Here is a 12,664-nt window from a genome sequence, read left to right on the forward strand (position 1 = left end):
CATCCACATCCGTTTTTATACACATCCGTTTTTATACACATCCGTTTTTATACAAAGGACTCAAGCTTTCTCTTGATGTCAGGTATCCACTCGGCCATACAAACATCAGCAATGTAATCACCATGTAGCGGACGTATCTGGTCATTGATCACCAGTTCCAGCAGCAATGGCCATAATTTTTCCGTCATCCATTTAGGAGAAGAGGCAATTTCATTGAAAGCCATAGCTAGAACCTGATCAACTTCTCCGCGTCCCATAACACCTGTTATCTTCTTTTTGATGTCGCTAAGTATCTCCATATTCTTTTTATATTCAGAAGACTGCGTGTACATTTCATTGAATACGCATTTAGCAAGTTCCTTTAGTTCTCTTGAAACATCTTCCGGGTATTTGGAGAGCTGAGCCTCCGTCATAGGCCTTTGCTCGAAAAGGTGCTGCATGACATCCCTTGTGATCTCTATTTTTCGCATGTTCTGAGAAAGGTCTATCTTCTTAGTGAACAATGAGATCAGCAATGCGCCTCTTCCCACAGATGAGAAGATCACAGTGCCGAAATCATATTCGATCACTGATTGCTGCAAACCCATGGAGAGTTGCTGGCTTATATGCAGCAAGTTGCTGGTAATGAGATTTGTCAGTTCGAATATCTTAGGGCCAATACTGTCCGGGATATACGAAGCATATATCTTTCCATCGACTCCTGCAAACAACAATATATCCACATCGCTTGTTTCGTAGGTCCTCTTCAACTGGGATACCAATGCGAACTTTAGCAGAGATACGTCCCCAAGGTCCTCTTTTGTTTTTTTGACTGCCATCGGCACCACATCAGATATGCTTATTTCACAAGCTCTTCAAGTTCCTTAAGCTCCTCGATATCAATAAGACCTTCAGTCTTCTGTTTTGGAACAGCGTATATCTGCTCTTGACCAGCAAGAGTCTTTTCAACATCTGCAAGGAAAGCAGACTGCCCCCCTGCATGCTCGGCGATGTGCTGAGCTTCCTGTTTACGTCTTTCAATGTCCTCTTTTCTAATGGAACCGGTAAGTCCCTGGGATTCAAAGAATATCTGGAGAGTTTCCTTGGGCGAGAAGGAATATGCCCAGTTCTTCTTCACATATTCTATACGTTCAAGCAGGCTTTCAGAAGCACCGAGGTCAGCTGCCGTCCTGATCGCTTTGTCGAACATATCATCATATTTATTTGCATCTTCAGCTGAAACAACAGGAGTGGTCCTTACAACAACGCCTATTCCACGGACGAATATATATGGATAGACCTCTTCCCCGTGTCTTGTTGCACGCATTTTAATGATCTCAAGAGCCCGGTTAAAAGCACCGCCGATAGGCCTGTAGGAAAGATGGACAGCGCCGTCGGACATATAGATAGGGATAAGCACATCCTCACCTACCGTTTCTCCCGGAGCTGCATGTTCTTCAGTAGTTATTAGCACCGGGCCAAGCTGCTTCAATGTATAGAACAGTTTCGTGATGATATCCCTCTGTTCCTGCTTATCCTGAATGGCCCAGATAAGTGGAGTAAGGGGGTCAATGACCACACGTGTCTTTACAGCATAATCCTTATTAGCTTCCACAAGTGCCGGCAACTGTTCATCGACCAGCTTAACAAAGTCCTTTCCTTTAGAGTGGAAGAAGAAAAGTTCTTTGTTGTAGTATCTGTCTAAATTGAAACCCAGCATGCGGGCTTCCCTGAGGATCTGTTCCGCTGGCTCTTCCATGCTGACATAAAGAGCATTTTCCCCATGTTCTAGACCATAAGCAAGATACTGCATTGCAAAAGTGGATTTGCCGGTACCACTTGAGCCTACGACCAGCAATGTGGTCTTATCCCGCACACCACCTTCTATAACCCTGTCCAGGCCTGCTATGCCTGTGGGGATCCTGATCTCTTCGCTCATAACAGTCCCTCCAGCTTAGGATCATTTTCAATATCCAAGCTACGATTAATCTGACCGTTCTCCACAGAGAGTATAAGCGACTCGTTTACCTCGAAAGGATAACCCAATTCAATGTAAATGACCTCAACCGAAGATCCGCATATCAACATAAGATCAGTTACTTTGACCCAACCGGAATCTACCTTACGTACAACATCCTTGAGAAAAATATCATTAGATCTTGTATCGACCATCAGGCATTCTCCTCTATAATGAGAACTGTCAGTAATGACACGTACCATCTCTCCAATAAATCGGGAGATAAGGTCACATTTATCATTTCGTGAATCACAAACCATGTTCAAGCCTCAGTTTTGTTTTTTCATCTTCGCTATGAGCTCAGCAAAGCTTCCTGCATTCTTTGCTTCATCCTTGATCTTCGATGCCTGTTCCTGGAGCGAAGGAGCGGGGGGAACAGATGATGATGGCGATACAGACGGTGCAGACGGTATAGAAGGAGCCTGCGACACCGCTTGAGCAGGGGACGGCACAGACTGTACCTTTGAAGCCATTTCCCCAAAAGCAGCGCCAAAAGCACCATGCTTGGAAATAATGCATCTGAGCTCCTCTGCTGTCTTCCATGGGGGATCGAATATTTTTTCTTTTACCGGCATACTGCCCGCAAATTGCATGTAAGCTTCACCGATGTCAGAAAGCTTGCCTCTATCAAGAAGTTTATAGATGGTAAGTATCTCTACCCTGCTGACAAGCTCAGACTGTTCCATAGCCGGAGGTCGTTTACCGGAGAGGATCAATCTGTCATTCTCATCAAGGAGTACCTGATATGCAGAAATGGGCTGTAAGGATACCTTGAACTTACAAACTGCTCCACTGTCTTTTACACATTCTGTTTCCTCGACCATACATTCCAGCTCTAGCTCCTCTTTGAAGAAACGGTGCAAAGCATCCGTGGTAGCTACGCACACTTTCTGGTTATGGAGAGCAGGATAGATGTTACAAACAGGACAGCCTGGAACTGCGAACACATAATGCATAGGCGCATATCCTATAAGCTGCATGTCCCCCAGACCGACATCCTTGAACAAGCGCATCATAAAACCATACAAAGGAGTGGACCTGATCGATTCTATGGTATGCGCACGCAGGAAAACACGAGTATCTTTCCAGGGTACTTTTGAGATCGGGAATCTGGTGCTGATCGTTTCCTGTATCTTCAACATGGTACCAAAAGCACCAAGAGACTGAGCAAAACTGCCACCTGAAGCCATTGGCGGAGGACCACCTGCCTGTGAGGTCATAAAAGGAGGCAATCCCGGAGGCATATCGCTCATATCAGAACCCTCCTGCTAAAGAAAATATATGAGAGATAACCATTACATCATCTCCTTGAGCTTTGTCATACCCTCTTGGGTCAGTTTTCCCATTGTGTCACAAAGTCCCTGATCCCTGAGGTTCTTAAAACTGCCAGTAAGGGTCTCATTATCTGTCCCTATAAGGAAGGAAAGTTTCTTCATATCATTGATCCCTGTGTAGAGCATATAGAGCAGTTTCTTGTCAATATCAGAAAGGGACTGAGACCTCGGGGGAGTGCCACACATTGGCTGGAGATAAGCTTTCAAAGTGTTAATCACTGCTTCATTACCTCCCAACAACGCCACTGATGATGCATATGAATCAGCGCTTACACTGGAAGGCTGCAGGTAGTCGATGATCAGCACATGGATCGTACCTATGCCACGCTGCGCTTTCAGGCGAATGGTATTTGGAACCTCTCTTCCCACCATAGTGATGTTCCTGAGTGGAATAGTGAACCAGCCTTTACCTTCCGAGAACCATAGATTAAGGTTAGTGAGATAAAGTACTCCTTTCTCCCAGTTATCAGAGTAAAGGGAAGTTCCCATAATGACAGCCTTGAAGATGTAATTGAGATCTACTTTTGCAATACCTTGCTCCTGTGCCATATTTTCCCTGTATATATTTAGTGTTAAATTATAATAATATAATATATAGTATTGTTCTAATAAAATAGTTTCTATTCGTTTGCCGGTTAGTGAGGCAAATTAAAACGTGAAACAGAAAAAAACAGAAAAGTAAAGATATCACTTATTTTTTAAGAAATATCTTTCATTTCCGCATGCAGTGCATATAAAAAGAAAACCTGGAAAACTGCCTGAGACAGCATACTTATGTGTCATGTATTCACCACAGCTGCACGAGCTCATCATTTTATGCTCCTTTAAAAATTCTCTGCTATTGGAAGAAATTGTGTCCGGAGCAAACTGATCAATAGGACTGCAACCGGAAGAGGAGGGTCGTACACTATGAACATCTGCTTCCGTCTGGGACCCAGCTTTTAATATGTCATGCTCCACGGTATCTCTGACCACCGTACTATCCTGTGAAGTCATTATTTCAGGATCCTGAATAGAAACTGAAGCAAATGCAGGTCTGAATACATCTTTTATAGAAAGTTCTTTCTGGCTTTCTAATATTCCTCCTTTGTTTATTTTGAGTTCAGTAGAAATACTCTTTGATTCATGACCTTCGGGAAGGATAAGATATCCAGGATAGCTACTAAGGTCCACCGGGCAATTTTTTGTCGGTTCCTGGAAACCCAGAGACAAGAAAAAAGCCTTTGCTACAGAGTTTACCGGCTTGGTCAGCATATGTCCCGGACAGGCCTTGAAGCTTAGCAAGAATAAGGCTTTACCGATACCTTTACGTGAGATAGAAGGAGACACTTCGATCCCTCGCAGCACGTGGACAGACCGTCCATCCCTGGCATCCTGATTCCATCTTTCTGTCATTACCCAACCTACGATGGTGACATCTTCTATTCCAACTATAAGCGTCACTGATTGTCTTTTGAGCCAACTGCTAAAGTTACCCATGTAGTCGCTCATTCCCAGATGTTTATTGAAATAATCGAAACTGCCTATCTTAAGCTTATCAAGTTCATATGGGTATTTCAGTTTGAAGAACCTCAGTCCACCATCATAGCAAGCAAGATCTATCATATAAGCACCAAATCGGATATGTTAAATTTCCCAGTAAGATGACATCAAATTCTTAAGTTCATTAGCTTGTTCTCAAATATGCGTCTGCAGGAGCTCTGGCAGGAAGCCAGTAAATGCATTTGATCAACCTCATCTTTAGTATACCTGTTACATGCCAATGCCTGTAATACCATCCACCAGCAGGCCAATGCCATCGTGATAACCACCCTCCAGCAGTGCAATGGTACGCCATCTCCTGCAAATATTAGAAACTATGACATAATAGCCATCCACCACCATTTAGCGAACTCAGTTGTACAAAGGAAAAATAATCCTTTGTATGCACACGCAGAATATCCGGATCATAAGCACTTACAGGACTCAGAACTTTGCAGTTATTGTTTTCAAGTACTTTGTTATCCCTCAAATGCTGCATGATCCTTTGTAACCTTGCAGGGTTTTCCGGACTTGGAAAACCTTTCAGCATATAATCATGAAGCTCGTGATCTGTATTGGATATGACACCTGTGCTGCGCATTCTACCTCTTTATTGGTCCTGAATTCCTAACATTTCCTTAACATAAGAGATCTTTTTTTCTGTCTCTTTCATGACCGATCTCTGCTGATTCCTTTCATATTCCGTAGCTTTAAGAGTATCAGCTATAGGATCAGGTAGTCCAAGCAATGAATTGATTACCACATGAGTAAGATGCCCATTGAACTTGTGATAGCCTCCTTCCATTACCAGCACAAAGTTCCCGTTCATGACAGACATGATCTTCTTTGCCATCATGTGATAACCTGCAGAAGTAAGGTTCAGCTTTATGTGCTCTTCCTTGTAATAGGCATCGAACCCGCAGCTGCATATTACAAAATCCGGTGAGAAACTATGCAAAAGAGGCATCACCAATTCATCAAAAGCAAAAGCATATTCTTCATCTCCTGCTCCCACAGGCATTTCCACATTTGCAGTGTAACCTATACCTGGCCCTTCTCCGGTCTGGGAACTAAAACCCCTGCGAGGATAGAAATCATGCGGGTCACGGTGCAATGATACCACCATAACTGTGGGGTCATTGTAGAATATCTCCATAGTGCCATCACCGGCATGAGCGTCCCAGTCAATTATCATTACTTTTGAGATACCTTTTTTCTTCTGCAGATAACGAGCCAGGACAGCTACGTTATTAAAAATGCAGAACCCTCTGTACTTATCCACGCCTGCGTGGTGACCCGGAGGCCTGATCATCACCATGGATGCAGAGTATTGTCCTGATAACACAAGTTCTCCGGCCTGTATGGCAGAGCCCACGGCAAGTCCTGCAACTTCAAATGTATTGGATGTCATGTAGGTACTATCACCCAGGAAACCCCCGCCTGACAGGGAGTATGATCTGACGAACCTGACATACTCATCGGAATGCACCAGTAAAAGGTCCTGGTCTGAAACAGGATATTTACCTGTGATAAGATCACACCTTTCACCGAAAACACCACTACGCTGCAGATAATCCATGGCCCTTGTAAGGCGCTCGGGACGTTCCATGTCCTGTACATTAGTATTTTTAGGCAAATGTGCGATATGGGCTTCAGAATAGAGCACAGCCACTTTTGCGGGTATACCTCTATCACCTTTTGGAGCCTCTTTTAATTGAGTATCAAAGGACGATGGTTTTATATCCCTATTCGTTTGTTGCGGAGGAATATGCCTTTCAGCCGCTGCCATGCGCATAGTTGCAACCCGTGGAAGCTCTTTCTTCTTCATTTCGGACGCAATTGAATCCAGCTTATCCATAATGCTGACAATGTCCTCGGTCACGGGAAGCTTGTCACCCATGTCCCTGGCAATGCCCTTTGTGATCTTATCTGGGGAATGTGCTTGTTTTTCTCTGTCCGGAACTGATGTTTCTCTTCCTTTCCCGTTTTGGACAAGAACGGCACTTTCTTTTTCCTTATCTGGAACAGACTTAATTGCATCTTCTTTCTTTTTCAATATTGTGTTCGATCTTGGATCGATCGCTGATCGTCCAGCTGGCTCACGAACAATTGCACTTGTATTTGTAACTGTATGGGACAGAGGAAGAGAAGCTTTTGCAGGAACGTCCGGCTGCACCAGAGGCTTGGGACATTCAAGTTTTAATTCGCAGGACTCATATGACACTTCCTCAAAACTGGTGGAGGCCAATTCGCTCAGTTTATTTTGCCATTCCCGTCCAGGATCTGTTCCTGCAGACATAACAGATGATCGTTGCTCCTGTTGAGCGGGCACGGCATCATTTACAGATGAACTAGCACAGTTCTTGAGATCAGTACAAACTACAGTATCCTCTGCACTTCCTTTTTCTGGTGAGATGACGATCTTTTGCACAACAGACCTTAGAGAAACATCATCCTGATCTTTTACCATACTTTCTGAGCTATCGTTAAAACGTAATGCTATCAGCTTGTTAAGTTTTGACATAGCGTCCTTTGCATCATATCCTTTTTCCAGACCACCAGTTCCATCTTCCTTGACCACAATGCCTCCATGCATCAGCATTCATTGAACCGGGACCCATACCGTATCCATAGTTCCGGCATATTTGGTGCCCAGATACTCGAACACAATGGTGGGCTCTTCCACCCCAAGCCATCCTTGCATCTTGGGAACAAATGTCCAGCTTTGCTTCACTGCCTGACCAGCAGGTATGGAGCCGAAGAAAAGAGAGGTCTCTTTGATATCCACAGTATTAGGGAATCTTGCTTTTACAGCGAATTTCTCGTATGGCTGCTGAGAGAAGTTCTTTACCCATACATCAATAGTTGTCTTCCCACCTGCCACAACTTGTTGTGAAGGAACGATCCTGATGAACTGGACAAGAGATTCCTTCGGCATGGGAGTAGCATTGCTGGTATCCACGGTCCTGCTGCTATTCTTGTGTTTTTGTTTTTCCTTCTGGTTCAGATATATACCAGAACCGAAAAGCATTACCGAAAATATACTTATGGGCACAGCGTTCTCTGTGATAGGATCAATGGGAGTTTCCGGAACCTCGATGGTCACAAGATCATCTTCAGAGAGTTCAAGGGGACCAGAGAAAGCGACCCTGATTATGATCCATCCAAGTTCTGTGTACTGAAGCTTGAAGTATACAGGAAGAAGACTTCTTTCGATCTCTTTACCATCACCATCGAGTTTTGCCACTGTGCATTCCGCCGTAGCAACCGCAACATTGTCAGTGTGCTCTTGTGAAGTGATCACCACTTCTTTAAGCCCGCCTGGAGAGAATTTCTTGTTCTTGAATGTCATCTCTATGCTGGCAGGGACCAGAAAATCCTTGCCTTCATACATACTGAAAGCCAGATCACAGTCATCTGCATTCACAGCTTCCAGGAATTCAATGATCGTGGTGTTCACTGCATCTGAAGGCTCCTGGCTTGAACAGCCACTTACGTAGATGGAAAAAATGAAAATGAACAATATGAGGAATAAGTTTGGATATCTCATTTAACTCATATTATAATAACACAAATATATTATTTAACGCTTTCTTCTCATGTAAATAACAAAAATGACCAGAATCAATTCAATACCTATCAGAAGAGGCAGAACATATCCACGTTCATAAAAGTGGGGATTTCGGAACTCTACAGTAGTGGCATATTCAAATGTAGATCTGTTACCCACCATAAAGCTGCGTACACCACTTCTACCTTCCAGTTCTACCGGATCATCCTTCACTATTGTGACATTGTCCAGTCCATCGTTAGAAACAAGTATTGTGCCTTCAGGCAGGCTTATGCTCATCCTCTCTATGAGAGGATGACCAATGATCCACAAAGAATGTTCACCTGCCCCAAGCTCAGGAGTAATACCATATTTAATGGTCGTATTAACATAAAGAGGGTCCTGGGTGACATTTCCTGTTGCATTGTACAAATTAAGAGAGATGGAATCCATGTACAAGGTTACATTACCATCATTCACCTTTACATATTCCATGAACTGTGAACTTCTTGACGCAAGATATGATTCTTTAAAAGAAGCGATCTCAAGTTCCGTCACCTGAGAATCGTTATCAGCGTCTAGAGATAGTCTGAATTCAAGTGCATCACTTAAATTGTATGTTTCAAATATGGTCAATGTAAGACCATCTTTTTCCAGTTGCACATCATTCTCATAAACGGCTTCTGCCATTGCCTGAGAAACTAAAAGTAGCAATACTATAAAGAGAATCGATCCTTTCGGGATATTAACACCTTCTGATAAAAAAAAGTGATAGCACCTTAGGGATATAATTGTATGGTTTCCCTGGTGCCGTAGGAAGAAGGAGTAACAAGATCTACACTTGTTACAGTTCCAGCTTCCGGAGTAAAGACCAGGCTCACCGTTGTTCTTGGCCCAATATCAAGAGTTGAATCTTTCTGGGAACCGCTCGTAGTTACAGGGCCAATGGTCGTATATCCAAGGTCTCCACCTGAAACTGTTGACACATAGATCGTCACGAGGTCCCCAGTGTTCATAATAGGAGAGCCTTGCGAAAAGGATACGTCCTCATCACGGATCTTGGACACAGTGAAAAAGTACGCTGCATTGTCTCCAGGAGAAGCCTGGGTAGAGGTCAGCAATTTTTCCAGATTAGTATCTGCGCTTGCACTGCTTGAAAAATCACTCATCGCAGTTCCATATGACTTTTCGTTGTTACCATATATAAGATCATTATTGTTGGCCCCGTCTGAGATGGAAATAACCATCTGGTTAAGATCGACCGGAGAACTGCCGACATTAAGTCCAACTTTCATCTTAAGGAGAGAGATGTTCTCAGCCATGGATGTTGAACTATTCTTAGCCCGTATACCTTCGATGCTTTTTACCACCAGATTGGACGAAACTTCCTGAGTGGCCTGTTTTCCGGTAGACTGTGCCTTTTGCTGCAACACACCGGAAGTTTGTATGAGCACAGAGGCAGCGACTGCAGCTATAAGTACCATGGCTATGAAAATGATAAGAGTACCAATGCCTATCTGGGCACTGGTATTATCTCTTAAAGAGGATCTTTCTCTGGCCATTGTATTGCCTCTTTTTGCTCACTGCCTGATCATGGATACAACTGCACTGTTTCCTTAACACCATAGGATGAAGGTGTCACGAAATCAGCATTTGTCACTACACCAGATTCCGGGGTCAGGATGATATTGACAACAGTCCTTGGCACCAGGTTAAGGCCGGATGGTTTAAGGACCCCTGAAGTACTCGTGGTACTCACATAGTCATATCCAGCAGAAGCTGCTGATGATGAAGTTGTTGCTATGTATACGTTTATAAGGTCACCAGTGTTCATCACTGGATTAGACTGAGAGAAAGAGGCATCTTCATCCCGTATCCTATCTACGGTAAAGTAATGGTCGGCGTTGTTAAAAGTACTGCTTGCCGTAGTATTAGCTGTAATTAACTTCTGAAGATTTGTGGCTGCACTGTCACCAAAACCATCCATTGCTCCATCTGCTGCACCTACAGTCGCATATGACTTTGAGTTGCCTGCATATACTAGGTTATTGGCAGTGGTACCATCAGTAATAGAGATAACTACCTGGTTCACATCCACGGATTGACTACCTACATTCAGACCAACTTTCAGCCTTAAAAGATCGATAGTTGATGACAGAAGTACGGCACTATCCTTGGCGCGTACGCCTTCAATGTTCTTCACTATAAGATTGGAAGATACTTCCTGGGTTGCCTGCTTGCCAGTTGACTGAGCTTTCTGCTGCAGAGTGCCGGATGTCTGAATGAGCACTGCTGCTGCCACGGCTGCAACCAGCACCATTGCAATGAAGATGATCAGTGTACCAATACCCACCTGAGCATTGGTATCTTTCTTCATAAAGAGTATTTTGTTTGCTTTCATCTACAATCCTCTAATAAGATAATTTGGTAGAGTTTTTATATAAAAATAATAGTATATATAATGTGTGGTTGAGAATCTCAAACTAAAAACTTCAAATGCTTCTTGCGTAACAAATATATATAAAGTATAAAATATAATTGTTTACTTAACTGGGGATGTAAATGACAGCAGGATTGATACTCAATGCAACGATATGTTTTGCAATAACTGTGTCTTCATTCGCTTTTGCATGGGTGCTTGCAAGCAGTGAACACAAACATAATGATAAAAGTAAGCCTGCTCTATGGGCCCTAGTGATCCTCTGGTCACTGGTAGCCTTAACATACCTGCCAACTACTATCCGTATGATAGCGGCAGCCACAGATCATCCATCCCTTGACCTGATCATGTATAACCTTGCAGCAGTACCTTTTTCAATGGTCACTGTTCCACTTGTGTTCTTTATACTATATGTGATAACAGGCAACCAGAAAATTAGTGGATACATCTCTTTCTTGTTCACGCTTTTTGGGGCAGCATACCTGGCGTTCCTTTACTCTAATGGTGTCATTGGACCCATTATGACCGAATACTCCTCAATGTTCAGCATCAACAGTGATATTGCCATTAATATATATCTTGTTGGACTTTTTGTGATCCCTACAGCAATGATACTGGGAATGATGATGCTGATATTCCTTCAACGTATGCCGCGTCATCTCAGATATAGGACAGCACTTCCGCTGGTAGCCATATCGTTTGTCTTTGACTTTATGCTTACGGACATGATCACTGATATAGATGTAATGCAAATGGCATCAAGGATCTTTGTCCTTATTGGCACCGTTCTGGCATTCCTCGCTTATTTCCCCCCAACAACATTGCAAAGAACACTCGGAATAAAGGCATCTCAGAATGAGAAATATGAGCAGGAGGATGAAGAGGAGGATGAAGAGGAGGACGAAAATGGCCTTTGAGATAGATGTAGAAATGGAACAGAAAGTTGCTGATTTCTACCAATCGCTTGGTATCAATCAAGGCCCAGGAGATATCCAATATAGACTTATCCTGCTTGTTCTCAACAAGAACGAAGGAAAAGTTACAGAGTTTGCTGATATAAGGGAGTATACTGACCGCTTTGCTGACAAAGGAAGTATTGGAAGCAAAATGAAAACGGTCTTTCAACTGGAGGGATTGGTCGAGAAGGTTAAAAGAGGAGGATATACCATCACTGACAAAGGGATCATAGCTGCCAATTTCCTCAAAGATACCACTGATTTCTATAAGAAGACAAAACGTATGGGAGATATTATCGAGAGAATGCCCTGAAGCAGCTTCCAGTGATTTATCAATGATCTGGAAAATATCGACCCGCAACAATCACTTATTCTTCCGCCTAAAAGCATTGCTTTAGAACTATGGACCAAAGGTCCCGGGTCTTAACTGAAATGAGCACTTGTAAAGCCATTTGGATCAATAGCAGTGACATATATTTTTTCACTATAGGAGTAGAAGAGTTTTAGTGTGTGTTGTAACAATGATCGGAATATAACTGATTTAATTCTTGTAGCGAATTTGTGAAGAGAGTTCCAGATCAAAATCTGGAACTCCCATTAAATCTATGATTTAATGGTATAGTATAATATGGAACTTGTTTTAGTCCGATTCTCAGCTTCAATTTGTCCATTAATTCTACAAGTTCAACAATACTCCTGTAGTCCATATTGAGATATCCTTTCAGCAAAAGCAGAGCCAATAGCTAGTGTTGTGTATATGTTCTTTTGGAATATTTGCAACTATAGATCGGCAGGTGTGATTTTCCTGATACAGCTAGAGCTGTATCAACAAACTTTAAGTACTTATTTGACAAAACACAATCATCC

The 12,664-nt window shown here is 42.9% G+C and carries 14 protein-coding genes and 1 pseudogene; 2 read left to right on the forward strand and 13 right to left on the reverse strand.

Translation table 11 applies throughout. From position 1 onward, the window contains the following. Positions 1–47: 47 nt before the first annotated feature. The 12 genes from A4E24_RS05660 to A4E24_RS05715 form a co-directional block, all read right to left on the reverse strand. Positions 48–818, reverse strand: coding sequence for a hypothetical protein (locus tag A4E24_RS05660; protein WP_292352313.1), 771 nt, complete (start codon positions 816–818; stop codon positions 48–50). Between the two features lie 20 nt (positions 819–838). After that, positions 839–1,918, reverse strand: a complete 1,080-nt coding sequence (locus A4E24_RS05665; RefSeq protein ID WP_292352314.1) for an ATPase domain-containing protein — start codon at positions 1,916–1,918, stop codon at positions 839–841. Beyond that, positions 1,915–2,151 (reverse strand): hypothetical protein, encoded by a 237-nt coding sequence (locus A4E24_RS05670; RefSeq protein ID WP_292352315.1) that lies wholly within the window; start codon positions 2,149–2,151, stop codon positions 1,915–1,917. Before A4E24_RS05670 ends, A4E24_RS05665 begins: the two co-directional genes overlap by 4 nt. Positions 2,152–2,265: 114 nt before the next feature. Continuing rightward, positions 2,266–3,249, reverse strand: a complete 984-nt coding sequence (locus A4E24_RS05675) for a hypothetical protein (RefSeq protein ID WP_292352316.1) — start codon at positions 3,247–3,249, stop codon at positions 2,266–2,268. 42 nt (positions 3,250–3,291) lie between these two features. Beyond that, positions 3,292–3,879: a hypothetical protein gene (locus A4E24_RS05680; protein ID WP_292352317.1), complete on the reverse strand. Its 588-nt coding sequence runs from the start codon at positions 3,877–3,879 to the stop codon at positions 3,292–3,294. Between the two features lie 138 nt (positions 3,880–4,017). Beyond that, entirely contained in the window at positions 4,018–4,935 is a 918-nt protein-coding gene (locus A4E24_RS05685; protein ID WP_292352318.1) for a GNAT family N-acetyltransferase, read from the reverse strand. Between the two features lie 147 nt (positions 4,936–5,082). Beyond that, positions 5,083–5,214 carry a hypothetical protein gene (locus tag A4E24_RS05690; RefSeq protein ID WP_292352319.1) on the reverse strand — a complete coding sequence of 44 codons (132 nt, stop codon included), beginning with the start codon at positions 5,212–5,214 and terminating at the stop codon, positions 5,083–5,085. 247 nt (positions 5,215–5,461) lie between these two features. After that, on the reverse strand, positions 5,462–7,432 hold the full coding sequence (locus tag A4E24_RS05695) for a histone deacetylase (protein WP_292352320.1): 1,971 nt from the start codon (positions 7,430–7,432) through the stop codon (positions 5,462–5,464). 21 nt (positions 7,433–7,453) lie between these two features. Further along, positions 7,454–8,401: a hypothetical protein gene (locus A4E24_RS05700; RefSeq protein ID WP_292352321.1), complete on the reverse strand. Its 948-nt coding sequence runs from the start codon at positions 8,399–8,401 to the stop codon at positions 7,454–7,456. 33 nt (positions 8,402–8,434) lie between these two features. Then, positions 8,435–9,091: a hypothetical protein gene (locus A4E24_RS05705; protein WP_292352322.1), complete on the reverse strand. Its 657-nt coding sequence runs from the start codon at positions 9,089–9,091 to the stop codon at positions 8,435–8,437. Between the two features lie 89 nt (positions 9,092–9,180). After that, positions 9,181–9,963, reverse strand: coding sequence for an archaellin/type IV pilin N-terminal domain-containing protein (locus A4E24_RS05710; RefSeq protein WP_292352323.1), 783 nt, complete (start codon positions 9,961–9,963; stop codon positions 9,181–9,183). Between the two features lie 29 nt (positions 9,964–9,992). Continuing rightward, positions 9,993–10,802: an archaellin/type IV pilin N-terminal domain-containing protein gene (locus A4E24_RS05715; protein ID WP_292352324.1), complete on the reverse strand. Its 810-nt coding sequence runs from the start codon at positions 10,800–10,802 to the stop codon at positions 9,993–9,995. A 161-nt stretch (positions 10,803–10,963) separates the two neighbouring features. Between A4E24_RS05715 and A4E24_RS05720 the strand changes: the two genes are divergently transcribed. Both A4E24_RS05720 and A4E24_RS05725 read left to right on the forward strand, forming a co-directional pair. Beyond that, positions 10,964–11,758: a hypothetical protein gene (locus A4E24_RS05720; RefSeq protein WP_292352325.1), complete on the forward strand. Its 795-nt coding sequence runs from the start codon at positions 10,964–10,966 to the stop codon at positions 11,756–11,758. Continuing rightward, entirely contained in the window at positions 11,748–12,110 is a 363-nt protein-coding gene (locus tag A4E24_RS05725) for a hypothetical protein (protein WP_292352326.1), read from the forward strand. The genes A4E24_RS05720 and A4E24_RS05725 overlap by 11 nt, the downstream gene beginning before the upstream one ends. Before the next feature lie 113 nt (positions 12,111–12,223). Here A4E24_RS05725 and A4E24_RS05730 read toward each other — a convergent pair. After that, positions 12,224–12,651: pseudogene (locus A4E24_RS05730) on the reverse strand (hypothetical protein); the annotation flags it as partial. Positions 12,652–12,664 lie beyond the last annotated feature (13 nt).

This window comes from Methanomethylovorans sp. PtaU1.Bin093, assembly GCF_002067275.1.
In the GTDB taxonomy this organism is placed as follows: Archaea; Halobacteriota; Methanosarcinia; order Methanosarcinales; family Methanosarcinaceae; genus Methanomethylovorans.

Excerpts from the sequence above, each read along its gene's own strand:
- A4E24_RS05660 (WP_292352313.1), bottom strand. The coding sequence starts at position 818 with ATGGCAGTCAAAAAAACAAAAGAGGACCTTGGGGACGTATCTCTGCTA.
- A4E24_RS05665 (WP_292352314.1), bottom strand. The coding sequence starts at position 1,918 with ATGAGCGAAGAGATCAGGATCCCCACAGGCATAGCAGGCCTGGACAGG.
- A4E24_RS05670 (WP_292352315.1), bottom strand. The coding sequence starts at position 2,151 with ATGGTCGATACAAGATCTAATGATATTTTTCTCAAGGATGTTGTACGT.
- A4E24_RS05675 (WP_292352316.1), bottom strand. The coding sequence starts at position 3,249 with ATGAGCGATATGCCTCCGGGATTGCCTCCTTTTATGACCTCACAGGCA.
- A4E24_RS05680 (WP_292352317.1), bottom strand. The coding sequence starts at position 3,879 with ATGGCACAGGAGCAAGGTATTGCAAAAGTAGATCTCAATTACATCTTC.
- A4E24_RS05685 (WP_292352318.1), bottom strand. The coding sequence starts at position 4,935 with ATGATAGATCTTGCTTGCTATGATGGTGGACTGAGGTTCTTCAAACTG.
- A4E24_RS05690 (WP_292352319.1), bottom strand. The coding sequence starts at position 5,214 with ATGGTGGTGGATGGCTATTATGTCATAGTTTCTAATATTTGCAGGAGA.
- A4E24_RS05700 (WP_292352321.1), bottom strand. The coding sequence starts at position 8,401 with ATGAGATATCCAAACTTATTCCTCATATTGTTCATTTTCATTTTTTCC.
- A4E24_RS05705 (WP_292352322.1), bottom strand. The coding sequence starts at position 9,091 with ATGGCAGAAGCCGTTTATGAGAATGATGTGCAACTGGAAAAAGATGGT.
- A4E24_RS05710 (WP_292352323.1), bottom strand. The coding sequence starts at position 9,963 with ATGGCCAGAGAAAGATCCTCTTTAAGAGATAATACCAGTGCCCAGATA.
- A4E24_RS05715 (WP_292352324.1), bottom strand. The coding sequence starts at position 10,802 with ATGAAAGCAAACAAAATACTCTTTATGAAGAAAGATACCAATGCTCAG.
- A4E24_RS05720 (WP_292352325.1), top strand. The coding sequence starts at position 10,964 with ATGACAGCAGGATTGATACTCAATGCAACGATATGTTTTGCAATAACT.
- A4E24_RS05725 (WP_292352326.1), top strand. The coding sequence starts at position 11,748 with ATGGCCTTTGAGATAGATGTAGAAATGGAACAGAAAGTTGCTGATTTC.